The following is a 22,541-nucleotide window of genomic DNA, read 5'->3' on the forward strand; positions in this document are numbered from 1 at the left end:
AGTCCGTCGTGGGGTTTGGGATCGCCATCGTGGTGGCCGTGGCGGTCGTGCACTACTACCTGTGGCGACGCCTGATCCGGCCGGCGACGACGCCGGGATCGCGAGCGCGCCGGGTGGCGGTGTGGGCCCTGTTCCTGCTGGCCGCCCCGCTGGTGCTGACGCGTGCCGGCGGCCGGATCTTCGGCACCGGGTTCGAGCACTTCATCGCCTGGCCGGGCTACCTGTGGCTGGCGATCATGTTCTACCTGCTGGTGTTCGCGCTCGTCATGGAGATCCCGCGGGCCCTGGCCCTGCTGGCGGTGCGGCGGATCGAGCGCCGGGAGACCGGATCCACCGCGGCCGCCCCTGCCACCCCTGCCACCCCTGCCACCCCTGCCGCCCAGGATGAGCTGCCGGTGGCGGCGTTGGCGGCTTCCGGCGCATCCGCTCCCGAGGCCACCTCCGGGGCTTCGTCTCCCGCTCCCGCTGACATCACCTCGCACGGCCGGGACGACCGCCCCGAAGACGCGGCCGTCCCCCGCGAGGGCCGGATCGACCGGCGGATGTTCATCTCCCGTACGGCCTCCGCGGTCGTGGGCGTGGGTGCGCTCGCCACCGTGGGCTACGGCGTGGCCACAGCCCTGGGCGACCCGATCATCGAGCGTGTCCCGGTCCGTCTGGCCCGGCTGGACCCGCGGATGAACGGGCTGCGGATCGCCGTGGTCAGTGACATCCACCTGGGCCCGCTGACGGGCATCGGGCACACCGAGCGCATCACCCGGATGATCAACGGGCTCCAGGCCGACGTGGTCACGATCGTCGGGGACCTGGTCGACGGCAGCGTCGCCGAGCTCGGCGCTCTCGCGGCTCCGCTCAAGGACCTGGAATCCCGCTACGGGGCGTATTTCGTCACCGGGAACCACGAGTACTACACGTCCGCAGGACCCCAGGAATGGATCGACGAGCTGGACTCCCTGGGGGTCCGGTCGCTGCGCAACGAGCGGGTCGAGATCAGCCACGCCGGAGCCGTGCTCGACCTCGCCGGGGTCAACGATCTGAACGGCGCGGCGTACGGAGACGGCCCCGACTTCGGCAAGGCCCTGGACGGCCGTGACGCCGCCCGGCCGGTCGTGCTGCTCGCCCACCAGCCGGTCCAGGTCGAGACGGCCGCGGAGCGTGGCGTCGACCTGCAGCTCTCCGGGCACACCCATGGCGGCCAGATAGCGCCGTTCAATCTGGTCGTCTCGCTGCAGCAGCCGGTGGTGGCGGGCCTCGCGGCGTTCCCGAGGGCCGGCGGGGGCGAGACACAGGTCTACGTCACCCGAGGCGCCGGTTACTGGGGACCGCCGGTCCGTGTCGGCGCTCCGCCCGAGATCACCCTCATCGAGCTGCACGCCTGAATCCCCGGCGCGTTTGGCCCCTGCGCATATCTGTTGAAAAGGGGCAGTAGAAGCTGACTGTTCCTCGCGTCCACAGTGCGGGACAGGGCGGGACGTAATACCCTCAGGCGACGAGCAGGCGGGGCATATCCGGCCCGCTCGTCCCCCATACAGCCCAGCGAGCACCTGGATACGCTGACATCATGAGCACCCCTGGCCGGGCAGCCCAGCGACGCAAGACGTCGCACGTTCTGGCGATCGCGCCGTTCCGCAGGCTCTGGACGGCGATGGGGGTGTGCAGCCTCGGTGACTGGCTCAACATCATCGCGCTGACCGCCCTCGCGGGTAACCTCACCCAAGGCTCGGGCTTCCAGGCGCAGAGCCTGGCCATCGGCGGTGTCTTCGTCGCCAAGATGTTGCCCGCGATCCTGCTCGGGCCCCTCGCCGGAACCGTGGCCGACCGCTTCGACCGTCGCCTGACGATGGTCGTGGCCGACATCGTCAGATTCGGCGTGGTGTTGTCGATTCCACTGGTCGGCAATTACCAGTGGGTCCTCATCGCCGCGTTCCTGGTGGAATGCGTGAACCTCTTCTGGGTGCCCGCGAAGGACGCGACCGTCCCCAACCTCGTGCCCAAGGAGAGGCTGGAGGAGGCCAATCAGTTCAACCTCCTGGTCACGTATGGCACCGCTCCCGTCGCCGCGGCCCTGTTCGCCGTCGGATCGGCGTTGACGAGCATGGTGACGGCCGCGTTCCCCGCGTCCGGCGTGAAGCCCACCGATCTGGCGCTCGGCATCAACGCCGTCGCGTACCTGGTCTCGGCCGTCCTGATCTTCACGTTGCGCAGCATCCCCAAGGACCACACCCGCCAGGCCTCCACCCTCTCGGTGCTCGGGCAGATCGTGGACGGCTGGCGCTTCGTCGGCGGCAACCGGGTCGTCAAGGGTCTGATCATCGGAATGCTCGGCGCGTTCGCCGCCGGAGGCGCCGTCGTGGGCGTCGGGAAGGCCTATGTCAGCGCCCTCCACGGGGGTGACGCGGGATACGGCGCGGTCTTCTGCGCGGTGTTCCTCGGCATGGGGCTCGGGATGTTCTTCGGGCTGCGCCTGCTCGGCGGGCTCTCCCGGCGGCGCATGTTCGGGCTGTCCATCATCTTGGCCGGGCTGACCCTCGCGGCCATCGCGGTGATCCACGATCTCGTGATCGTCGTCATGCTCACCGTGCTGCTCGGAGCCTGCGCCGGCATCGCCTGGATCATCGGCTACACGATGATCGGGCTGGAGGTCGAGGACGCCCTTCGCGGCCGGACCTTCTCCTTCCTGCAGTCACTGGCCCGCGTGGTGCTGCTGCTGGTCGTGGCCGTGGCCTCCGGGCTGGCCGCCGTCTTCGGCAGCCATCTCCTCGCCGTCGGCGGGATCAGTTACCAGTTCGACGGCTCCAACGTGGTGCTCCTGCTGGCCGCCCTGCTTGCCGTGGTCGTCGGCCTGCTCGCGTTCCGGCACATGGACGACCGCCGCGGCATCCCGATCGGCGTCGACCTGATGGCGGCGCTGCGGGGCGAGAAGTTCGTCCCCGAGGCCGAGGAGCAGCCCCGCGGGTTCTTCGTGGCGTTCGAGGGCGGCGAGGGATCGGGCAAGACCACTCAGTCGCGCCTGCTCGCCATCTGGCTGCGCGACCAGGGGTTCGACGTCGTCCAGACCCGGGAGCCCGGCTCGACCAAGGTCGGCATGCGCCTGCGCGCCATCCTGCTCGACGCCACTCACCAGGGCCTGTCCGCCAGGTCCGAGACCTTGCTGTACGCCGCCGACCGGGCCGAGCACGTCGAGAAGGTCATCCGGCCCGCCCTGAAGCGCGGGTCCACGGTCGTCACGGACCGTTACGTCGACTCGTCGCTGGCCTACCAGGGTGCGGGCCGGGCTCTCGAGCCTGAGGAAGTGGCCCAGATCAACTCATGGGCGACGGGCGGGCTGCTGCCCGACCTGACCGTCCTGATCGATGTGCCGCCGTCGGTCGGGCTGCGCCGGATGGCCTCCCCCGCGGACCGGATCGAGGCCGAGCCGCTGGAGTTCCACGAGCGGGTCAGGCGCGAGTTCCGGACGTTGGCCGCCGCGGCCCCGGAGCGGTATCTCGTGGTCGACGGCACGCTGCAGCAGGCCGAGGTGTCCCGCCTCATCCAGGACCGGGTTCGGGAGGTCCTTCCCGACCCGGTCCCCCACGAGGCCGAAGCCGCCACCGGCACCATCCCCGCCATCCGCGACTAACCCCCGCCGCGACACCCCCCCTCCGCCGTGACATGCCCCACCCCCTCCGTCGTGATCATGCACAGGTTCGTGGATGTGCCTCGTAACCAGCGGAAACGCCGGGCGTGATCATGCACGGGTTCGTGAATATGCCGCCCGACCAGCAACGATGCCCTGCGTGATCATGCACACTTTCGGTTATATGGCCGTTGACCTGGCCACACTCAAGTCGTGATCATGCAAGGCTTCTTGGTTGTGCTGCTTGACGTGCGCTTTCTTGCTTCGTGATCTGGCGATGAGCCGAAGCGTGTGGTGCATGATCGCGGGTGCCATCTGTGCAGGTGTGCCTGCTGTTCGACGAAAGTGTGCATGATCACGAATCGCGTTCGCCCAGTTCGGAGGCACTTCCCCCGAACTTGCGCATGATCACGCCCCGCGTTTTTGCTGGTCACGAGGCACATCCACGAACTTGTGCATGATCACGGCGGGTGTGGGGGCAGGTCATGTGGCACTTCGCCGAAGGTGTGCATGATCACGCGGGGAAGGGTGGGGGCGGGGCAAGATCAGGGGGGTAGGTTGATGGGGTGAGTGTCTTCGGCGATCTGGTGGGGCAGGAGCGGGCCGTCATCGTGCTCCAGAAGGCCGCCGCGGCCGCGGCCGACGCCCTCGCCGGGGGACGTGGCGCCGGCATGACCCACGCCTGGTTGTTCACCGGCCCTCCGGGATCCGGGCGTTCCAACGCCGCCCGGGCCTTCGCCGCCGCTCTTCTCTGCCCCGACCAGGGCTGTGGACACTGTGACGCCTGCCACCAGGTCGATGTCGGCTCCCATCCCGACGTGACCTGGGTCCGCCCTGAAGGGCTCTCCTACAGTGCCAAGCAGACGCGGGATCTCGTGCTCAAGGGGGCCGGCGCCCCGACGCTCGGCCGCTGGCGGATCGTGCTCTTCGAGGACGCCGACCGTGCGACGGAGGCCGCGGCCAACGCGCTGCTGAAGGCCATCGAGGAGCCGCCGCCGAGGACGGTCTGGCTGCTGTGCGCCCCGTCACCCGACGACATGATCATCACGATCCGGTCCCGCTGCCGCGTCGTGACCCTGAGCACCCCCTCGACCGAGGCCGTCGCCCACGTGTTGATGACCAGGGACGACGTCCCGCCCGACACGGCGCTGTTCGCCGCGCGCGCGGCGCAGGGGCACATCGGCCGGGCCCGGCGGCTCGCGCTCGACGAGGAGGTACGGCGGCGCAGGGAGGACGTCCTCTCGATTCCCAAGTCGTTGTCCGGAGTGGGTGACTGCATCACCGCCGCCGAGCGGCTGGTGAAGACCTCGACCGCGGACGCGGACGCGGCGACGACGGCTCTGAACGAGGTCGAGACGACCGAGTTGCGCCAGGTGTACGGCGAGGGCTCGTCCGGCAAGGGGCTCAACAAGGGCCTTGTCCGGGGAGGGGCCGGAGCGTTGAAAGAGCTCGAGACCATGCAGAAGTCACGGGCCACCAGAATCAAGCGCGACTCCCTGGATCTCGCTCTGCTCGACCTCGTGGCGTTCTATCGCGACGTGCTGGCCGTCCAGTTCGGCGCGCAGGTCGAACTGGCCAACGAGGACCGGCGGCACGAGGTGGAGACCCTGGCACGCAACTCGTCGCCCGTCGACACGCTTCGCCGTACGGACGCGATCATGTTGTGCCGCGAGCGACTGGCGGCCAATGTGAACCCGCAGATCGCCGTGGAGGCCATGACCCTGGCGCTCCGCGATCCCAATCTCGTGTGATCGCAGGGGCGATCACTGTATTCGCGATATCCGGGCTGTCCGGAATTCTGGCTGATCGAGTGGTCTGAGTTCTGGGGGTACGGGGGCTTTCGGCGCAATGATTCCGGCGGAAGTCAACCGGAGGCCCTGACCAGTTGTGGTGTGAGCCACGTATGGTGGGTGCACGGCGGAAGCCGTACGAGATCGAGGAGGGCCGGCTCTTGGGCATGATCATGGCCGTGAGCTTCACTCGTTACGGTCGGCTCTACTATCTCGACCCCGGCGGCCACAGCCCCAAGGTGGGAGACAAGGTTCTGGTGCCCACGGACACCGGTCCCGAGGTGGCCGAGTGCGTGTGGGCGCCGCAGTACGTGAGCGAGGACATCGACGGCCTTCCGGTCTGTCAGGGTGTCGCCGGGGACGAGCATCTGAGCCGCGACGAGGGTAACCGCCGTCACAGGGCTGAGGCCCGGAGCGTGTCCAAGCGCCTGATCAAGCGGCACGAGTTGCCAATGAAGGTCGTCGGCGTCGACTATCTGGACGCCGACAACGTCTACACGGTCTACTTCTCCGCGCCGCACCGGGTCGACTTCCGGGCGCTCGTCCGCGATCTCGCTCGGAACCTGCGTGCTCGGGTGGAGTTACGCCAGATCGGCCCCCGAGACGAGGCCAGGCTTCAGGGCGGCATCGGCCCGTGTGGCCGCGATCTGTGCTGTGCGACGTTTTTGAAGGACTTCGAGCCCGTATCGGTCCGCATGGCCAAAGATCAGGATCTCCCGGTCAACCCGCTCAGGATCGCGGGGGCGTGCGGCCGTCTGATGTGCTGCCTGAAGTACGAGCACCCGCTCTACCAGGAATTCAGGGCATCTGCCCCACGTACCGGGCTCGCTGTGGACACGCCGGAAGGCCCAGGAACCGTCGTCGGCCACAACGTTCCGTCAGACTCGGTGATCGTACGGCTGAACGACGGAGGTCGGCGCTGCGCCTGTTCCAAGGCCAGCGTCTGCGCCCCGCGCAAAGCGTATGACTCGGCCTACGGGACGGATGAGGCGTGACCAACCGAATCATGGCCGCTTGCACAGCGGCCCTGCTGACTGCTGCGCTCGTGGGCGCGTGCTCGACGAGCGAAGAACCCGCGGCGAGGGCCGCGAACGACGCGAGGACGGCGCCGACCCCGGCACTGCAGTCGTTCTACAGCCAGACGCCCGACTGGGCGGGCTGCGGCGAGGGTTTCGAGTGTGCGAAGGTCAAGGTTCCGCTCGACTATGCGAAGCCGTCCGGAGAGCAGATCGAGATCAGCGCGATCCGCCTGCCCGCCACAGGTAAGCGCATGGGCTCGCTGTTCATCAATCCCGGCGGGCCGGGAGCGTCGGGGATCCAGTACACGCGTGCGGCTCCGTTCCTGTTCACCGATGACCTGCGTGCCAGGTTCGACATCGTCGGCTTCGACCCGCGCGGTGTGGGGGAGTCGGCTCCGGTCAGGTGCATGTCGAGTCAGGAACTGGACGCCTACGTGGGTCTGGACGGCAGCCCGGACACGCCGGAGGAGATCGCCGCCCAGGAGAAGGGCTCGAAGGCCTTCGCGGCCGCCTGTGAGGCGAAATCGGGAAGCCTGCTTCCGTACGTCGGTACGGCCAACGCGGCCAGAGACATGGATGTGCTGCGCGGAGTTGTCGGTGACTCTGGACTGACATATCTCGGTAAGTCCTACGGCACCTACCTCGGCGCGCTGTATGCGGATCTGTTCCCGAAGAGGGTGCGAGCCCTCGTCCTGGACGGCGCCGTCGACCCGGCGGTCTCCTCCTTCTCGGCCAACAAGGTGCAGGCCCAGGGGTTCGAGGTGGCGCTCAAGGCATTCACCGAGGACTGTTTGCGTGTCAGCGCGTGCCCCTTCACCAGCCGTACGGTCGACGGTGCGATGGCGGAGGTCGCGGGCCTGCTGCAGAAGGCTGACGCGCACCCCTTGCGGAACGATCTCGGGGACGGCCGCGTGATCAACGAGGCCTGGACGGTGCTCGGCATCGTCACCCCGCTGTACGACCACCAGCAGTGGTCGAGACTGCGGACGGCCCTCGGCCAGGCATTCAAGGGCAACGGGACTGATCTCCTCCGCATGGCGGACATCCTGGTGGACCGGCAGCCGGGTGGCGCCTACTCCAACCAGACCGAGTCGAACATGGCGATCAACTGCATTGATCATCCGTATCCGAAGGGCACGGCCACCTATGAGAAGGCAGCCGTCGACGCCGCGAAGGCGGCCCCGCATTTCGGGTCCTTCGTGATGTGGGGATCGTTCCCCTGCTCGTTCTGGCCGGTGAAGGCCGCGGGTGCCGACGCGGCGGACAGCGTCAAGCCGCTCAAGGCCGAGGGGGCGCCACCCATCCTCGTCGTGGGCACCACGCGTGACCCCGCCACGCCGTACGAGTGGGCGAAGGGGCTGGCCTCGGAACTGTCCTCGGGCGTCCTCCTGGGCTACGACGGCGATGGGCACACCGCCTACCGGACAGGCTCAGCCTGCGTCGACACGGCGGTCGACGACTACCTCATCTCGCTGCGCGTGCCCAAGAAGGGCATGCTCTGCCCGGAGGCCGGATAGCTCGGAAACTTCAGCCGGCGGGGGTGATCAGGGTGCACGAGAACCCCCGCTGAACCTGTAGACTTGCTCTGCCGTTCTACGGTGTGCCGCCTTAGCTCAGTCGGCCAGAGCACTTCACTCGTAATGAAGGGGTCAAGGGTTCGATTCCCTTAGGCGGCTCCGACACAGAGGCCCTCATGATGATCATGGGGGCCTCTTTGCTTGCGGCAGACCAATTCGGTGACGGCTGTGCTGCTGTGGCCGGCCGGCAGACGAGAGATCAGGACGGCGCAGAACTGCGTGGGTCCGAACCTCGGTGGGTGTGTTCACCATGTGCTGAGCGCCGGCGGCGAGACGCGATGGGGGGGTGATGAAGGGGCAGGGTCCGCAGGATGCCTAGGCGTTCTTTTGGAGATCCTTTCTACATGCGTCAAGGAATGTGTCTCCCGCTGTTCCAAGATGGGAAGCAACGGTCCTGAGCATTTCAAGCGGTGCGGACGTCTCTGGTTCATCGAGTCCGCGCCATGCGCGGAAGAAATCGTTACCCCCGTTACGGCCCGTTCTCCAGACATCAAGAGCCGCTGTTCGAACCTCGTCGGTGCCGAAGAGGGCTACCTGATTGAATGCCTTTCTTAATTCGGCTCGGAGGTGGTTCCAGCGAATCAGGGCCTCGTGGAGCGGGATGGAATCTCTTGATTCGACGAGGGTGGGCAGATCGCGGAACCATTGCAACACCTCTTCTCCCGCTTCTGACAGGTTCCTGTAGGCCTTCTGCCGCTCGTCGCGCAGCCACTTGGCGTGTTCGAAGTTGAGCCGCATCGCTTCCAGGTTCCGGCTGTCACGCGCACGTCGGCGCTCCAGGAACGCGTTGGTGAGCAGGGTGAGGACCACGCCACCGAGTGTTGCTGTAACTGTGATCAGCTGAGTTGCCACCTCGGGCCCCATGGCGCTGCTGCCTTTAAGTCGGTTAATGCTAGGACTCGTGAGGTTCCATGATTGCCGCAACGTTTCATATAAGCGAGGCGGCTCCAAACTCAGAGGCCCGGGGGTCGTTTCGTTTGCTCGAGGGCACTGCTGCCGGGCTTGCGATGGGCGAGATCATGATGTGAAGACGCGGGTCCGTGGCATAGGCGCTCTGGCTACGCTGACTGTCATGATTATCTGGCTGAACGGGACGTTCGGTGCAGGCAAGACGAGCACCGCGAAGGAACTCGTTTCCCTCATCCCCGAGGCGCACTACTTCGACCCTGAGCAGGTCGGCTTCATGCTCCGGCACATCTCGGGCCTTCCGGAGGTCGGGGACTTTCAGCATTGGAGGCCATGGCGTGGCCTCGTCGTGGAGACGGCCTCGCAAGTGCTCAAGTATGTCGGCGGGGTTCTCGTCATGCCGCAATCAGTTCTTGTCGAGCAGTACTGGGAGGAGATCCGTACAGGTCTCCGAGAAGCAGGCATTCCTCTCCGTCACTTCGTGCTTCACGCGGATGAGATCACCCTCACTCAGCGGATCGAGAGTGACGTGGTCGACATAGGTGCCCGGCAGTGGCGCCTGGATCATCTGCCGAAGTATCGCGAGTCGTTCACCTGGCTCAGCCGCGAAGGAGAGGTCATTGACACTGCGGCTGTCTCGCCATCTGAGGTGGCCAAGGACATCGCAGCTGCCATCGATCCCACGCTCTAGGTCAGGTGACCACGCGGCAGGGTCGAGACCGGCATTCTCAACGATCTGCCGGAAGGGCTGCTGTCCTGTCAGCGGACTCGATGGGATGGAGACGCGCGTCAGCCGGTCGTCCAGGGCCGGAGTTTCTCGGGGTTGCGTACTGCCCAGATGCGCTTGATCCTGTCGCCTGCGACGTCGAACGCGAACACCGTGATGGTGACGCCGTCTTGCTGAGCGACCAGGCCGGGCTGGCCGTTGACTGTGCGTTCCAGGAACGTCATGTTGCTGGGCGCCCGGTGGGCGATTTCGACCCAGGCGTGCGCGATCTGCTCGCCGCCTTCGATAGGACGCAGGAAAGTGAGGGCGAGGCCCCCGCCGTCGGCGATCGCCGTGGCGTTGGGGTCGAGTAGGCCGATGAGGGCGTCGATGTCCTTGGCTTCCCATGCCGCCTTGAAAGCCCTGACGACGGCGGCCTGCCGGGCTGCCGGGGTCGCGGGAGCCTTGGCGGCACGGATGCGGCGGCGGGCTGATGAGGCCAGCTGGCGGCATGCTGCCGGCGTACGGCCGACGATCTCGGCGATCTCCGCGAAGGAGTAGCGGAAGACGTCGTGGAGGATGAACGCGACGCGCTCAGCCGGGGTCATCGATTCGAGCACGACAAGGAAGGCCATGTTGATCGACTCGTCGAGGGTGACCCGGTCGGCCGGATCGGCCGTCGTGCCGTCCTGCCGTCCGGTGATCCACTCCATGGGTTCGGGTAGCGGCTCGGGGATCCATTCGCCCACGTAGCTCTCTCGTCTGGCCCGTGCCGAGTTGAGCAGGTTGAGGCAGATGCGGCTGGCGACCGTGGTCAGCCAGGCGCCGGGGGATTCGATGGCGTCCTGCTGCTGCCGCGACAGGGCGTACCAGCGGGCAAAGGTCTCTTGTACGGCATCTTCCGCTTCGGCCCGGGAGCCCAGCAGTCGGTAGGTGAGATTGATCAGCTGACGCCGCTCACTCACGATCGCGCTCAGGCTCGGATGGGGCCGGCCGTGTCCAGGCTCGGATGGGGTGGTCATGGGTGTCGCCGGCCTCCATCGGTCGCATCTGCCCTCACCAGTTCGACAAGACAGAGCATCGGAATGTGAGGCGGGCGCGTCGCCTCACATTCCTGGAGGTTGCGTTGTCGAACTGCTGAGACGAACACATCATCCAGCGAGTGGGGCACCGCCACCGCGGCGCCACCTGCGCTCCACGACTCCCTACGCCATGACCAGCCCAGGAGGCACCATGACCATCTCGGTTCCGGCATCACCATTCACTGACCCGGCGCCTGCGGAGCGCCTGGAGCGGGTGGCTGCTGCGCTGACGGCGAACAATTTCGCCGTCGAAATCCTCGATGACGTCGCTGCCGCACGTATCCGTATCAAAGATCTGATTCCCGAGGGCGCCAGCGTGTTCACCGGGGCCAGCGAGACCCTCCGCCTGTCCGGCATCGATGAGGACATCAACACCAGCGGACGCTACGACGCCATCAAGTCACGCACCCTGGCCACGGACCGCGCCACCGGCGCCCGCGACATCTGGCGGATGATCGCCAGCCCCGACGTCATCGTGGGCAGCGTCCACGCAGTCACCGAAACCGGCTCCCTTGTGATCGCCTCGGCCAGTGGAAGCCAACTGCCCGGCTACGCCGGCGGCGCCGGCCGCGCGATCTGGATCGTCGGGGCGCAGAAGGTGGTACCCGACCTGGGCACCGCGCTGCGCCGCGTCGAAGATTACTGCCTGCCGCTGGAGAACGTCCGTGCCCAGGAGGTCTACGGGCGGCCCAGTGCCCTCAACCGGCTCCTCATCCTCAACGCGGAACTCGAACCCGGGCGCGGCATCGTCTTGTTGCTCCGCGAAGCCATCGGATTCTGAAACCACCAGAGGGCAGCGAGCCGAGGCTGCCCAGAGAGTCCTGATCTGTTTCGGGCGTGACGATGCTCGCGGCTGGAGCGGCTATAGCTGTGCCAACCAGTCGGCGACGACGGCGAAGTCGCCATGTGTGAGACCGCGCCGAGGGTCAACGCGATGGAGGAGAGCCTGTCCGTGATGGTGAGCGGACACCCAGAAGCGATCGGCATCGGTGATTTCGTCATCCACCCAGACGAACGCGCGCCCGGCCGCCCACTCGACGAGGCCGCGGGTCTTCCAGTGCAGCGGGCCCTCCTCATCCGAGTCCGGCCAATCCACCACCGGCAACTCGGGCAAGCCGAGCAACGGCGCAATCACTTCGTTCGCATCGGCCATCCATGTCGTCGCCCACACCAGGTCACACGGCAGCGCCGACAACCGTGCCCCATGCCGGGGATCGATCCTGGCCAGCAGTGGGTTGGAGCCTGCTTGCGGTGCTGCCTCGTGGCCTGAGCGCCCACCGAGATGCGGCTGTGGCGTCCCGAACGGAATGAGTGGTCCATCGACGTCGAGGAACAGCAACGGACGGTCCACGGAACCCGGCATAGCCGCACAATAGCGATGGTCGAACCCCGCTCGGATCTTGCTAGCAGTCACTGCCGCCGGGCTTGCGATGAGCGATCACGACGTACCGCTCGTCCTCGATCGGGCGGCCCCACAGCGTCGGGTCGGTGAGCTGCTCGTGGTGGCCTACGACGGCCAGAGGTTCGAGCGCCTCGATCAGCTGTTCAGCGGTCACGCCGCCGAGCCAGGGCAATTCCGGCGATCCAGGTGCATAAGGAGTGCTGTCCGCCGAGGTCTGCCAGTGTCCTTCGACGAGCACCAAGCGTCCGCCGGGTCGTAGCAGGTTCAACCACCGCCGAAGTGCTTTCTCCGGGGCGGGGAGCGTCCACATGAGGTGGCGGACGAGGATCACGTCGAACGGCTCATGCGCGGCCGTGGGCGGGTCGCTCGCATCTCCCACCAGCAATGGGATGTCGAAGCCGGCGGCGGATAGCTTGCCGGCCGCCTGCTCGATCATGCGCGGGGACAGGTCGACTCCGATGGGCCGGTGACCCTGCTGGGCAAGGAGCAGGGTCAAGGAGCCGGTCCCGCAGCCCAGATCGAGGATCTCGCAGGGCGAGCCCGGGAGCCATCCCGCGAGGCGGCGCGCCCAGGCATCGCGGACCTGGGGATCGCGGAGCCCGTGGTCGGCTTCGTCGTCGAAGCTCTCGGCGGATGCGTCCCAGTAGGAGGAGACGGGGGCGAGATCTGATGCAGGCATGGACGGATGGTCGCAGGCGGCACCGACAACCCGCCTTCGGCAGCGCTACTGGGCCGAATCGGTGTCGTAGTCGTTCCGCGCGTGCTCGACTTTGTCGAGGTTGGTGGTGGCCCATTCGGCGAGATGGGCGAACAGCGGGGCGAGGCTGCGGCCGAGTTCGCTGATCTCGTACTCGACCCGAGGGGGGACCTCGGGGTAATAGGTGCGCACGATCATGCCGTCGCGTTCGAGTTGCCGCAGCCGCTGGGTGAGCACCTTCGGGGTGATCGTGGTGATCCGTCGCTGCAGCTCGACGAACCGTTGCCTGCCGTCCGCGTTGAGGGTCCACAGGATCGGTGTGGTCCATCGGCTGAACACGATGTCGACGACTGGGCTGATCGGACAGGCGTGTTCGGGATCGGCCGACGCGAGTGCCGTCCAGGTCGTGTTGTCAGCCATGCGCATCCCTTGGAGATAGTCACTTTCTTCTAGGTACCTACTATATCGACGGTGTTAGCGTCGCCGAGTCGCAGCAAGACCGCGATGCCTTCGCCCGGCTCGGGCGTTGATAACCACTCAGGGGAGCTGTTCATGATCGTAGTGATGGGGGCGACCGGCAACGTCGGCCGACCGCTCGTGCAGGCGCTCGCGGAAGCCCGCGAGCAGGTTACGGCGGTCTCCCGAGGGGTCTCGGATGCGGGCGTGCCGGAGGGCGTCCGGCATGCCCAGGCGGACATGACCGACCCCGAGAGTCTCCGGGCTGTTCTCGACGGCGCCGACGCGCTGTTCCTCCACGACGGCGGCGGGAGTGCACACCCGTTCAGCCCACAGGACATCCTCGACGTCGCGAAGGCCGGCGGAGTGGGACGCGTCGTGTGGCTGTCCTCCCAGGGCGTCGTGACCCGGTCGCAGTCGTCCTCTCACGGGGATGTGGGACGGTCCAGGGAGGACGCCGTCCGGCAGTCGGGAATGGACTGGACGATCCTGAGGCCCGGCGGCTTCCACTCCAACGCGTACGCCTGGGCCGGGTCGATCCGTACCGCTCGAACGGTCGCCGCGCCGTTCGGGGACGTCGGGCTGCCGACCGTCGACCCGGCCGACATCGCCGACGTCGCCGCCGCGGCCCTGCGCGAGGAGGGTCACACCGGGCGGTTCTACGAGTTGACCGGACCTGACCTCGCCACGCCCCGGCAGCGAGCCGAGGCGATCGGCGACGCGCTCGGCGAGCCCATCCGGTTCATCGAGCAGACCCGCGACGAGGCCCGCGCACAGATGCTGCAGTTCATGCCCGAACTCGTCGTCGAGACCACCCTCGACATCCTCGGCGAGCCCACTCCGGCCGAGCAGCTGATCAGCCCTGACGTCGAGCGGGTCCTCGGCCGTGCGCCGCGCGCCTTCGCCGACTGGGTCCGGCGCCACATCGCCGCCTTCCGGTGAGACCCCGGCGATAAGACCAGGTTCCAGCTCACGGGCCCTCTCGGCTCTTCAGCGTGGCGGGAGGGCGCCGGGAGTTTCGGACCGCTGCCAGGTCACGGTCATCGGGTCGCGCAGGCTGAACCGCTCGAAGTCGCGGGTGACGGTGTCGCGGATCTGGGCCAGGCCGTCCTCGTCGGGGGCGTCGATGCGCAGCGTGAGAGTGCCGGCGTCCGCCGTGAGCGTGCACCGGCCCCATGGAGTGAAGGTGACGACTCCGCTGACGTCCGACCACTCGGCGGTCACCTGCACCTCGCGGTGGGGCGTCGTTCCGTTCCGGTGCATGCGGTGGGTATGGGCGCCGCCCATGGCGGAGGCGTGCCGGCAGAACTGGACGAGATAACGGCCGGCCCGTTCGGTCGGGATCTGAGTCTGGAGGATCGGCATCGTTTTCCTTCTCTCTGAAGGGAACTGATCGCGGCTCCGGGGCGGTCGGCGATCAGTTCTGGCGCCATCAAATTATCGAGACACTCTGTCTCCGTCAATGACATAGTGATTCGTAGGTGAACGGTATGTATGATCGTGGACATGCCCAAGCTGTGGACCGAGACGATCGACGCACACCGCGCCGCGGTCCGGGACGCGGCGTTGGATGCCATGGCGGCGCTGGTGGCCGAGCACGGGCTGGTCGCGCTGACCATGTCGCAGATCGCGGAGAAGGCCGGCATCGGGCGCGCGACGCTGTACAAGTACTTTCCCGACGCCCAGGCCGTCCTCACCGCCTGGCATGAGCGTCAGATCACCGCACACCTCGACCAACTCGCGGCCGTCGCGGATCAGGCCGCCCCGGCCGTCGTACGCCTGCAGGCCGTCCTGCGCACCTACGCCCACATCCAGCATCACTCGGCGCGCCACCATGGTGGAGAACTCGCCACGCTGCTGCACCATGGCGAACACGTCGACCGTGTGCGACGACGACTCCGCGACTTCGTCCAAAGCCTGATCGCCGAGGCCGCCCAAGACGGAGACGTCCGCGACGACGTGGCCGCCGACGAACTGGCCGCCTACTGCCTGCACGCCCTGACGGCGGCCGGCGGCCTCTCCGGTCAGGACGCCGTCCACCGCCTGGTCGCCGTCACCCTGGCGGGACTGACACCCTCCGCCCTTCGCCGTTGAGTTCCGGACCACTCATGCGGTCCGGAAGCATCGGTCAGGGAGCCAGTGCCTTCTCCAGGTCGGAGATGCCGCTGTACAGGACGCCGTGCATGCCCAGCCTCACGGCGGCCTCGACGTTCTCCGCACGGTCGTCGACGAACAGGCATCGCTGCGGCGGCACGCCCACACGTTCGGCGGCGATCTCATAGATCCGCCGGTCCGGCTTCGCGACGCCCACGCGGGCGCTGCTGACGACCTCGTCCGCGAAGTGGGTCAAACCGAGCCGCGCAAGATCGTCTTCTAGTGACAGCGTCGCGTTGGTCACGAGCACGACCGGTACGTGAGCCTGCGCCCGGCGGAGCAACTCGAGCACGCCTTCATCGGCCCAGAAGTCCCCATGGGCGAACGCCTCGCCCAGCCCGCGTGCCTGTTCCTCCGGCACCTGATCGGACAGACCGGCCACGATCGACTGAACCCACTGTTCGGTCGTGATCTTCCCGAGCAATGCCGGCAGGTCCCGCTCGTGCGCGAAGGCGACCTTCGCCGTGGTGCCCTCAGGAAGGCCCGCGGCACGCTCCAGCCTGGTCACTTCGGCTGTGTCGTAGAACCGGATCACTCCGTCGAAGTCGCAGAGCACCGCTTCGAAGGGCACTGTCATCGCATCTCCTTGTTCCTCGGCGAAGCCACAACGATCTTTCCAGCCGTACCCTTCGGACAGTCTGCCGGGCTTCCGTCGACTGGCGCCTGATTCAGGTCGCTGCTCCGCTCTCGGCCGCGGCCGCCCGCAGGGCTTCGGAGAGGCGGGCGACCGGCTCCGTCAGTGGGTGCGGGAGCCGTGCCAGCAGGATGCGCCGCTGTTCCTGGGGGCCGCCGTGCACCGCCACGATCCGCACTCCTGAGGGTGCGGTCGGCACCAGCGACGCCGGCACGGTGGTCAGTCCGCACCCGGCGGCGACGAGATGCAGCTTGGCCAGCCAGTCACGGGCGGTGTGCGCGATCTCAGGGCGTTCGTCCAGCCCGGGCCAGACGCCCATCAGGTTCTCCTCACCGGTGGACGGGCCGGCGATCCAGCGCTGACCGCGCAGGTCGGCGACGTCGACGGAGTCACGCCTGGCGAACGGGTGGGTGGCGGGCACCGCAAGACGCAGGCTGCGCTCGGCGAGCGTCTGCAGTTCCAGCGGAGGTGACTCGGCGTCGGGCGGACGGAACGGCGGCGCCGATGCCAGCACCGCGAGATCCACGCTGCCGGCCCGCAACGCGCGGACCAGCGCGGGTGTGCTGCCCTCCCGCGAGATGACCCTGATGGCGGGGTGAGTGCGGCGCAGAGCGGCGATGGCGTTGGGCACCAGGACGGCGCCCGCGCTGGTGAACCAGCCGACACGCACGGTCCCCGCCGCGGCCGGAAGGCCCGCGAGTTCGCGTGCCGTGGCGTCGATCTGGTCGAGCACCGTCGTGGCCCGCCGCAACACGATGTGCCCGGCCGCGGTCAGCCGCACCCCGTCGCGTCGCCGTTCCAGCAGCGGGACTCCGGCCGCGCGTTCCAGTGCGGAGATCTGCCGGGAGACGGCTGACTGGGTGTAACCGAGCGCGGCCGCCGCGGAAGTGAGCGTGCCTCGCTCGGCCACCTCGCGGAAGACCCGGAGTTCGGTCAGCGAGGCGTTCGTGAAGTCCATGAATATTACGCATACCAGGTGTGCGTAACTTTCGTTGGACGCATGACTGACGGTCTTCCTAGCCTGGTCACATGGAATCCACACGTGTCGCCCTGGTCACCGGGGCCAACAAGGGCATCGGCTTCGCGCTCGTCGAGGGGATGGCCGCCCGGATGGGCCCGGACGACGTGGTCCTGCTCACCGGACGAGACGCTCAGCGGGTCGGGGACGCCGCCGCACTCGTCGCGAAGGCCCCCGGGACGAGGAGCCGGGTGGAGGGCCGGGTGCTCGACGTCACCGACGCCGGCGCCGTGGCTGCGATGGCCGCCGAACTCGGCGAGCGCCACGGCGGGGTGGACATCGTGGTGTCCAACGCGAGCGCCCTGCTCACCCCTGATCGGCCGCAGTCCGAGCAGGCCGATGAATTCCTCGCCGTCGCCAACGGGGGCACGCACGCGATGTTGCGCTCGTTCGGCCCGGTGCTGCGGCCCGGCGGGCGACTGATCGTCGTGGCCAGTTCTCTGGGCACGCTCGGTCACCTGGACCCTCGGCTCCATCCCCTGTTCGACGGCGCGTCGCTCGACGAGGTCGAAAGGGCCGTCGAGTCCTGGCGCACCGCCATCCACGCCGGTACGGCGGAGGGGCTGGGCTGGCCGCGTTGGCTCAACGTGCCGTCCAAGGTGGCCCAGGTCGCGGCGGTGCGGGCGGTCGCGGCGCAGCGGCGGGCGCGGGACCTGCCCGCGGGGACGCTCATCGCGGCGGTCTGCCCCGGACTCGTGGACACTCCGCTGTCACGGCCGTGGTTCGAGGACTTCAGTCGGGCCCAGACGCCGGAACAGGCCGCGAGGGCGCTGCTCGACCTGTTGCTCTCCGAGCGGGTCGACCCGGCCTTCTACGGCGAACTCGTCCGCTTCGGCGGCGTCCTGCCCTGGTACGGCGGAACGCCGCTCCGCGAGCAGGACCTCACCGCATGACCTGTTTTCAAGCAAGGAGTTTCGTCCATGAGTGCCATTCAGACTCCGTTCGGCTTCGCCAGCACCGCCGGTGAGGTCGCCGCGGGCGTCGACCTCACCGGCCGCCGCGTCGTCGTCACCGGCGCCTCGTCCGGTATAGGCGTGGAGACGGCGCGCGCGCTGGCGGGCGCCGGCGCCGAAGTCACCCTCGCCGTCCGTGACGTGGCCGCGGGCGAGCGCACCGCCGCAGCCGTCACCGCGACAACGGGCAACCGGGCATTGCGTGTCGCGCGGCTGGATCTGACGGACCCGGCGTCAGTGGCGGCGTTCGTAGCGTGGTGGCAGGGGCCGCTGCACGTTCTGGTGAACAACGCAGGTGTGATGGCCTGCCCCGAGGAGTACACCGCGCAGGGGTGGGAGTCACAGTTCGCCACCAACCACCTCGGCCACTTCGCGCTGGCCAAGGGGCTGCACCCCGCGCTGGTCGCCGACGGCGCGGCGCGGATCGTCGTGGTCAGCTCCACTGGGCACCAGATCTCGCCCGTGGTCTTCGACGACCCGAATTTCGCCTTCCGCCCCTACGATCCCTGGCTTGCGTACGGCCAGTCCAAGACCGCGAACGTGCTGTTCGCAGTGGAGGCGACCCGGCGCTGGGCCGGTGACGGCATCACCGCCAATGCGCTGATGCCCGGGGCCGTCTACACCAACCTCCAACGCCACACGGGCGGCCGGGGTAGTGGACGGGTTCCGGCCGAGCTGATCAAGTCGGTGGAGCAGGGGGCGGCGACGTCAGTGTTGCTCGCCGTGTCGCCGCTGCTCGACGGCGTCGGCGGACGCTACTTCGTCGACTGCAACGAGACCGAGGTCGTCGATCGACGCACCGGTGACCTGCACGGAGTGGCCCGTTACGCCCTCGACCCGGCCAACGCGGAGCGCCTGTGGACTCTGTCGGAGAGCATGCTGAGCAGCGCGGACTGATCACGGACGGCACATCGGCCGACCCCGGGGATACAGTCAGGTCTCGAACGGCCATGATCCCCCCGCAGAAGGCCAGGACCATTCGTGACGACCACCATATGCCGGCGGTTCGTCTACCTGCCGCTTCGCGACTGGCCCCTCCGGCCGGAAGAGCAGGGCGTCGTCAGAAGGTGATCGTCCATCCTTCCCTGGCCGCCTGTTGTTTGGTGTAGGAGACGCCGTCGGCTTTGAGGCCGGCGGGGTCGAGCAGGGTGATCGCCCCGCCGCCGTTGCCCAACTGGAGCCCCGCGGTGACGGGAAGGCAGAGGGCCGCCCCCGGGCCGATGAGCCCGGTGAGGCGGAGCGTGCGTCTTCCCTGGTCGGTCAGGCGCCAGCCGTCGAGGTCGATCGGTTCGGGTGAGGCGTTCATGAGGGTGACGGTCTCGGGTTCTGGGGCGGGGCCGACGGGGTTGACCAGGGCGGCGAGGATGCGCAACGCCCGGTCACCCGGCACGGGCCGCGGGGGTGCCTCGTCGACGGCGTGCCCGGTGGCGTCGTCGGTGTGCCAGGCCTGGGACTGGAAGGCCAGGAAGATCGCGATCCACCGCTGCTCGGCGGGCAGGTGTATCAGAAGGCCCCCGTCCTGCCAGACGCCGTCGTCCTTGCGGAAGCTTCCGCTGTTGCCCTGGTTCATGTGGACGTCGTGGACGCCGTTGCCGGGCAGGAAGCCGAAGACCTTGTCACGGGTGGAGGGTTCGGGTCCCCACCGCTCGCCGAAGACGTAGACGCCGGCGGCCGGGTCGCCGATCGCCCGCTGGAGGTAATGGTCGAGCTTGTCGGCCAGGTCGTTGTCCTGGCCGGGAAGCTCGGGCGGGAGCGTGCGCATGAGCGCGGGGTCGAACAGGTTGCCGCGGATGAAATCCAGACTCGCGCCGCCGGGTCTCGACGCGAGCGCCGTCCACCCGCTGCCCGGCTCGGGCAGGAGCGCCGTGACAGGGTGGCTGAAGTCCTCGTCGGCCAGGTAGAGCAACTCGGAGGGGGCCTGCTGCGACTCGACGTTGACCGCGGCCCGATAGGCGGTGCCGCCGGCGTCGAGGAGATGGATCTGGAAGTGCGGGGTGTCGGTGGCTCCCTCGCGGCGCAGGTCGACGGCGCGACCCGCCAGTACGCCATAGGACCGCAACGGCATCGGCGAGGCTCCAATCACCTGGCATCGAGTCACATCGGCTCGTGTGCGATTTCGACAGTAATCTCGACGCCGGCCGAATGGCCGACATTGCGGCATTTGGAAAGCAAGTCCCGTTATTCGCGACTCCCGGATCAGGGGCAGGGCGTCGCCGGAGAGCTCCGTTCCGTACGACATCGGTGAGTGCACCTACTCACCTCGCGCTGAGTAGGTGCACTCACGACACACGAACAAACCGTGCCGACGATGGTCATATGACACGACCCGTGCAAACCGCTCCGACCACGACGACCGCGTTCTACGTTCAGTCCGTCATCTCGTTCGGGGTCTCGGTGACCGCTCTCGCCGTGGGCGTCGCGTACCTGCCCGTGAACGGCTGGGTCCGGGCGTTTTTGAGCCTGGGCCTGCTCTATGTGGTGACGTCGACGTTCACCCTCGCCAAGTGCGTCAGGGACCGGCAGGAGGAGAGCACCCTGGTCGGCCGGGTCGACCAGGCCAGACTCGACAAACTGCTGGCCGAGCACGACCCCTTCAAGGTCGACTGATCGCCGTCACCCGGCCGGCGGGATGTCCGGCCACCTGCGTTCGGTCGCGGAGCGACTGCTGCGGGCCGCGCAGGAGCCGCCTTTCTTGACTGGTTCATCGACCGGTTGAGTCACGTTCGCTTACAAGAACATCACGGCCGAAAAGGTCATTTCGGGTCTGAGTGAGGCGTCTCGGTCGCACGAACCGCACCGGTCATCCGGTCGCGGACGGGCGAGCGACCCGGCGCCTTCTCTCAACGCGAAGTGCCCTTGGAGGAAATGATGCCCACCCGAGCGAAGATCGCCACTGGACTGGCGGCCTCGATCACCGTTGGAGCGCTGGCCCTGAGCACGGGCCTCGTGCCCGCCCAGGCGGCCGCGCCGGCGCATGCCCCGACCGCCGCATCGGCTGCCGCCGCCGTCGAGCCCCCGGTGTTCACCGCCACTCTCTCCAGGTCCTATGACACCTTCGACGCGAACCAGGCGGTCGCCGTCGACAAGAAGTACTTCTACGTGGTCGACAACCGTAAGATCACCAAGCACGACAAGGCGACCGGCAAGCCGTTGCTGCAGTTCGTGAGCGACCCCGCCGGCCCGATCATCCACATGGACAGCGCCGTGGTGGTCGGCGACAAGCTGTACGCCGCGCACTCCAACTACGACCAGTCGCCGATGGAGAGCTCGATCGAGGTGTTCGACACCAAGACGATGCGGCACGTCGACACCTACAGCTTCGGCATCTACCGCGGCTCGCTGACCTGGCTGGACCGGCACGACGGGGCGTGGTGGGCGGGCTTCGCCAACTACGACGAGGTGCCGGACGGCGAGACCGAGCCGTATGGCGAGACCTACAACACGCAGATCGTCAAGATGGACGACCACTTCCAGGTCGTCGAGTCCTGGAACATCCCGAAGACGATCCTCGACCGGTTCAAGCCGATGAGCAATTCCGGTGGATCGTGGGGACCCGACGGCCGGCTCTGGCTCACCGGGCACGACCTCGGCGAGGCGTACGTCATGAACCTCCCGGCCGCAGGCCCCGAGCTCGAATGGGTCGCCACGGTCACCCTGCCGAACGTCGAGGGCCAGGGCATCGCCTGGGACCGCTCGGGCGACAAGCCCACCCTCTGGGCGATCAAGCGCTCCACCTCGCAGGCGCTCAGCTTCACCGCTCCGTATCGCTCGATCAGCGACCCGCACGGCTCCTCCTGGCAGGTGCTCGGCCCCGGCCACTTCCAGCAGTGAGCTCCACGCGCTGATCGGCGGATGATCGGTGGAGCCCCACTGCGAGGCGGCTCCACCGCGAGGCCCTTCCGGTTCGCCGGAAGGGCCTCACGCGTGTCCGTCCCGGGGGTTGACCGTCCGAATCGATCCGAAGAAGACTGCACCATGGCCGACATCGGAAACTCGCTGGAGAAGGCGTTCGACTTCGTCTGGGGCCGCTTCCTCGATCGACTGGACGGCCTGAGCGACGACGAGTACTTCTGGGAACCCGTTCCGGACTGCTGGTCGGTGCGTCAGGACGCCGCCGGGCGGTGGCGGATCGAGGGGGACGGGGGCGGCCCGACGGGCGAACCCGCTCCTGATCCGCCGCCCATCACCACGATCGCCTGGCGCATCGGGCACATCGGCGCGACCTTCATCGGCTTCGGCGACCGGCTGTTCGCGGACGGGAAGATCACGGTCGACGATGTGGAGTTCGCGTCCTCGGCGACGGGGGCCCGTGCCTACCTGGACGGCGCCTACCGGGACTGGCGTGCGGGAATCGGCGGGATCGACGAGCAGCGGTGGTGGAGTCCCATCGGCCCGGCCTTCGGCCTCTACGCCAAGGACTCGACGGTCGACCTGGCTCTGCACGTCTTCGACGAGATCGTGCATCACGGCGCGGAGGTCGGCGTCCTGCGCGATCTCTACCGCCGGAGAAGCGAGCTCGGAAACCTCTGAC

General features: G+C 67.9%; 23 protein-coding genes and 1 tRNA gene. 15 read left to right on the top strand and 9 right to left on the bottom strand.

What is annotated here, in order from left to right:
- Positions 1–8 precede the first annotated feature (8 nt).
- From Pmi06nite_RS22665 to Pmi06nite_RS22690, 6 genes are all read left to right on the top strand, one after another.
- Positions 9–1,379: a metallophosphoesterase gene (locus Pmi06nite_RS22665; RefSeq protein WP_239114125.1), complete on the top strand. Its 1,371-nt coding sequence runs from the start codon at positions 9–11 to the stop codon at positions 1,377–1,379.
- Positions 1,380–1,561: 182 nt separating this feature from the next.
- Positions 1,562–3,619, top strand: a complete 2,058-nt coding sequence (gene tmk, locus Pmi06nite_RS22670; RefSeq protein ID WP_203955098.1) for a dTMP kinase — start codon at positions 1,562–1,564, stop codon at positions 3,617–3,619.
- 563 nt (positions 3,620–4,182) lie between these two features.
- On the top strand, positions 4,183–5,367 hold the full coding sequence (locus tag Pmi06nite_RS22675) for a DNA polymerase III subunit delta' (protein WP_203955099.1): 1,185 nt from the start codon (positions 4,183–4,185) through the stop codon (positions 5,365–5,367).
- A gap of 206 nt (positions 5,368–5,573) precedes the next feature.
- Positions 5,574–6,401: a PSP1 domain-containing protein gene (locus Pmi06nite_RS22680; protein WP_203955274.1), complete on the top strand. Its 828-nt coding sequence runs from the start codon at positions 5,574–5,576 to the stop codon at positions 6,399–6,401.
- Positions 6,398–7,942: an alpha/beta hydrolase gene (locus Pmi06nite_RS22685; protein ID WP_239114126.1), complete on the top strand. Its 1,545-nt coding sequence runs from the start codon at positions 6,398–6,400 to the stop codon at positions 7,940–7,942. Before Pmi06nite_RS22680 ends, Pmi06nite_RS22685 begins: the two co-directional genes overlap by 4 nt.
- An 85-nt stretch (positions 7,943–8,027) precedes the next feature.
- Positions 8,028–8,101, top strand: a tRNA-Thr gene (locus Pmi06nite_RS22690).
- Positions 8,102–8,317: 216 nt separating this feature from the next.
- Here Pmi06nite_RS22690 and Pmi06nite_RS22695 read toward each other — a convergent pair.
- Positions 8,318–8,812, bottom strand: coding sequence for a hypothetical protein (locus Pmi06nite_RS22695; protein WP_203955100.1), 495 nt, complete (start codon positions 8,810–8,812; stop codon positions 8,318–8,320).
- 262 nt (positions 8,813–9,074) lie between these two features.
- Here Pmi06nite_RS22695 and Pmi06nite_RS22700 point away from each other — a divergent pair, with 262 nt between their 5' ends.
- Positions 9,075–9,599, top strand: a complete 525-nt coding sequence (locus tag Pmi06nite_RS22700) for a DEAD/DEAH box helicase family protein (RefSeq protein ID WP_203955101.1) — start codon at positions 9,075–9,077, stop codon at positions 9,597–9,599.
- 98 nt (positions 9,600–9,697) lie between these two features.
- On the opposite strand, the gene sigJ is transcribed toward Pmi06nite_RS22700, so the two are convergent.
- Positions 9,698–10,636: an RNA polymerase sigma factor SigJ gene (gene sigJ / locus Pmi06nite_RS22705; protein WP_203955102.1), complete on the bottom strand. Its 939-nt coding sequence runs from the start codon at positions 10,634–10,636 to the stop codon at positions 9,698–9,700.
- Positions 10,637–10,847: 211 nt separating this feature from the next.
- On the opposite strand from sigJ, the gene Pmi06nite_RS22710 reads away from it, so the two are divergent.
- Complete coding sequence (locus Pmi06nite_RS22710) at positions 10,848–11,477, top strand: LUD domain-containing protein (protein WP_203955103.1); 630 nt, start codon at positions 10,848–10,850, stop codon at positions 11,475–11,477.
- An 81-nt stretch (positions 11,478–11,558) separates the two neighbouring features.
- Here the strand turns inward: Pmi06nite_RS22710 and Pmi06nite_RS22715 are convergent, their stop codons facing one another.
- The 3 genes from Pmi06nite_RS22715 to Pmi06nite_RS22725 are packed head-to-tail and all read right to left on the bottom strand — an operon-like array spanning position 11,559 to position 13,215.
- On the bottom strand, positions 11,559–12,059 hold the full coding sequence (locus Pmi06nite_RS22715) for an HAD domain-containing protein (RefSeq protein ID WP_203955104.1): 501 nt from the start codon (positions 12,057–12,059) through the stop codon (positions 11,559–11,561).
- A 40-nt stretch (positions 12,060–12,099) separates the two neighbouring features.
- On the bottom strand, positions 12,100–12,777 hold the full coding sequence (locus Pmi06nite_RS22720) for a class I SAM-dependent methyltransferase (protein WP_203955105.1): 678 nt from the start codon (positions 12,775–12,777) through the stop codon (positions 12,100–12,102).
- A gap of 45 nt (positions 12,778–12,822) precedes the next feature.
- Positions 12,823–13,215, bottom strand: coding sequence for a winged helix-turn-helix transcriptional regulator (locus Pmi06nite_RS22725; protein WP_203955106.1), 393 nt, complete (start codon positions 13,213–13,215; stop codon positions 12,823–12,825).
- A 132-nt stretch (positions 13,216–13,347) separates the two neighbouring features.
- Between Pmi06nite_RS22725 and Pmi06nite_RS22730 the strand changes: the two genes are divergently transcribed.
- Positions 13,348–14,193, top strand: a complete 846-nt coding sequence (locus Pmi06nite_RS22730; protein ID WP_203955107.1) for an SDR family oxidoreductase — start codon at positions 13,348–13,350, stop codon at positions 14,191–14,193.
- A gap of 48 nt (positions 14,194–14,241) precedes the next feature.
- On the opposite strand, the gene Pmi06nite_RS22735 is transcribed toward Pmi06nite_RS22730, so the two are convergent.
- Positions 14,242–14,616 carry a DUF2218 domain-containing protein gene (locus Pmi06nite_RS22735; RefSeq protein ID WP_203955108.1) on the bottom strand — a complete coding sequence of 125 codons (375 nt, stop codon included), beginning with the start codon at positions 14,614–14,616 and terminating at the stop codon, positions 14,242–14,244.
- A gap of 141 nt (positions 14,617–14,757) precedes the next feature.
- On the opposite strand from Pmi06nite_RS22735, the gene Pmi06nite_RS22740 reads away from it, so the two are divergent.
- Complete coding sequence (locus tag Pmi06nite_RS22740; protein ID WP_203955109.1) at positions 14,758–15,345, top strand: TetR/AcrR family transcriptional regulator; 588 nt, start codon at positions 14,758–14,760, stop codon at positions 15,343–15,345.
- A 34-nt stretch (positions 15,346–15,379) separates the two neighbouring features.
- On the opposite strand, the gene Pmi06nite_RS22745 is transcribed toward Pmi06nite_RS22740, so the two are convergent.
- Positions 15,380–15,982 carry an HAD family hydrolase gene (locus Pmi06nite_RS22745; protein ID WP_203955110.1) on the bottom strand — a complete coding sequence of 201 codons (603 nt, stop codon included), beginning with the start codon at positions 15,980–15,982 and terminating at the stop codon, positions 15,380–15,382.
- Positions 15,983–16,073: 91 nt separating this feature from the next.
- A complete protein-coding gene (locus Pmi06nite_RS22750) occupies positions 16,074–16,997 on the bottom strand; it encodes a LysR family transcriptional regulator (protein ID WP_203955111.1) in 924 nt (307 codons plus the stop codon).
- A 71-nt stretch (positions 16,998–17,068) separates the two neighbouring features.
- Between Pmi06nite_RS22750 and Pmi06nite_RS22755 the strand changes: the two genes are divergently transcribed.
- Both Pmi06nite_RS22755 and Pmi06nite_RS22760 read left to right on the top strand, forming a co-directional pair.
- Positions 17,069–17,950 (top strand): SDR family NAD(P)-dependent oxidoreductase, encoded by an 882-nt coding sequence (locus tag Pmi06nite_RS22755; RefSeq protein ID WP_203955112.1) that lies wholly within the window; start codon positions 17,069–17,071, stop codon positions 17,948–17,950.
- A gap of 27 nt (positions 17,951–17,977) precedes the next feature.
- Entirely contained in the window at positions 17,978–18,907 is a 930-nt protein-coding gene (locus tag Pmi06nite_RS22760) for an SDR family NAD(P)-dependent oxidoreductase (RefSeq protein ID WP_203955113.1), read from the top strand.
- 163 nt (positions 18,908–19,070) lie between these two features.
- On the opposite strand, the gene Pmi06nite_RS22765 is transcribed toward Pmi06nite_RS22760, so the two are convergent.
- Positions 19,071–20,075 (bottom strand): DUF2278 family protein, encoded by a 1,005-nt coding sequence (locus Pmi06nite_RS22765; protein WP_203955114.1) that lies wholly within the window; start codon positions 20,073–20,075, stop codon positions 19,071–19,073.
- 263 nt (positions 20,076–20,338) lie between these two features.
- Here Pmi06nite_RS22765 and Pmi06nite_RS22770 point away from each other — a divergent pair, with 263 nt between their 5' ends.
- From Pmi06nite_RS22770 to Pmi06nite_RS22780, 3 genes are all read left to right on the top strand, one after another.
- Positions 20,339–20,617, top strand: a complete 279-nt coding sequence (locus Pmi06nite_RS22770) for a YiaA/YiaB family inner membrane protein (RefSeq protein WP_373317329.1) — start codon at positions 20,339–20,341, stop codon at positions 20,615–20,617.
- A gap of 261 nt (positions 20,618–20,878) precedes the next feature.
- A complete protein-coding gene (locus tag Pmi06nite_RS22775) occupies positions 20,879–21,841 on the top strand; it encodes a hypothetical protein (RefSeq protein WP_203955116.1) in 963 nt (320 codons plus the stop codon).
- A gap of 144 nt (positions 21,842–21,985) precedes the next feature.
- Positions 21,986–22,540 (top strand): DinB family protein, encoded by a 555-nt coding sequence (locus Pmi06nite_RS22780; RefSeq protein ID WP_203955117.1) that lies wholly within the window; start codon positions 21,986–21,988, stop codon positions 22,538–22,540.
- Position 22,541: the final 1 nt, after the last annotated feature.

The sequence above is a fragment of the Planotetraspora mira genome, assembly GCF_016863275.1.
In the GTDB taxonomy this organism is placed as follows: Bacteria; Actinomycetota; Actinomycetes; order Streptosporangiales; family Streptosporangiaceae; genus Planotetraspora; species Planotetraspora mira.

Bases quoted from the DNA above. Each gene is read 5' to 3' on its own strand.
- tmk (WP_203955098.1), top strand. From the start codon at position 1,562: ATGAGCACCCCTGGCCGGGCAGCCCAGCGACGCAAGACGTCGCACGTT.
- Pmi06nite_RS22680 (WP_203955274.1), top strand. From the start codon at position 5,574: ATGATCATGGCCGTGAGCTTCACTCGTTACGGTCGGCTCTACTATCTC.
- Pmi06nite_RS22700 (WP_203955101.1), top strand. From the start codon at position 9,075: ATGATTATCTGGCTGAACGGGACGTTCGGTGCAGGCAAGACGAGCACC.
- sigJ (WP_203955102.1), bottom strand. From the start codon at position 10,636: ATGACCACCCCATCCGAGCCTGGACACGGCCGGCCCCATCCGAGCCTG.
- Pmi06nite_RS22710 (WP_203955103.1), top strand. From the start codon at position 10,848: ATGACCATCTCGGTTCCGGCATCACCATTCACTGACCCGGCGCCTGCG.
- Pmi06nite_RS22715 (WP_203955104.1), bottom strand. From the start codon at position 12,059: ATGCCGGGTTCCGTGGACCGTCCGTTGCTGTTCCTCGACGTCGATGGA.
- Pmi06nite_RS22720 (WP_203955105.1), bottom strand. From the start codon at position 12,777: ATGCCTGCATCAGATCTCGCCCCCGTCTCCTCCTACTGGGACGCATCC.
- Pmi06nite_RS22725 (WP_203955106.1), bottom strand. From the start codon at position 13,215: ATGGCTGACAACACGACCTGGACGGCACTCGCGTCGGCCGATCCCGAA.
- Pmi06nite_RS22730 (WP_203955107.1), top strand. From the start codon at position 13,348: ATGATCGTAGTGATGGGGGCGACCGGCAACGTCGGCCGACCGCTCGTG.
- Pmi06nite_RS22735 (WP_203955108.1), bottom strand. From the start codon at position 14,616: ATGCCGATCCTCCAGACTCAGATCCCGACCGAACGGGCCGGCCGTTAT.
- Pmi06nite_RS22740 (WP_203955109.1), top strand. From the start codon at position 14,758: ATGCCCAAGCTGTGGACCGAGACGATCGACGCACACCGCGCCGCGGTC.
- Pmi06nite_RS22745 (WP_203955110.1), bottom strand. From the start codon at position 15,982: ATGACAGTGCCCTTCGAAGCGGTGCTCTGCGACTTCGACGGAGTGATC.
- Pmi06nite_RS22750 (WP_203955111.1), bottom strand. From the start codon at position 16,997: ATGGACTTCACGAACGCCTCGCTGACCGAACTCCGGGTCTTCCGCGAG.
- Pmi06nite_RS22755 (WP_203955112.1), top strand. From the start codon at position 17,069: ATGGAATCCACACGTGTCGCCCTGGTCACCGGGGCCAACAAGGGCATC.
- Pmi06nite_RS22760 (WP_203955113.1), top strand. From the start codon at position 17,978: ATGAGTGCCATTCAGACTCCGTTCGGCTTCGCCAGCACCGCCGGTGAG.
- Pmi06nite_RS22765 (WP_203955114.1), bottom strand. From the start codon at position 20,075: ATGCCGTTGCGGTCCTATGGCGTACTGGCGGGTCGCGCCGTCGACCTG.
- Pmi06nite_RS22775 (WP_203955116.1), top strand. From the start codon at position 20,879: ATGCCCACCCGAGCGAAGATCGCCACTGGACTGGCGGCCTCGATCACC.
- Pmi06nite_RS22780 (WP_203955117.1), top strand. From the start codon at position 21,986: ATGGCCGACATCGGAAACTCGCTGGAGAAGGCGTTCGACTTCGTCTGG.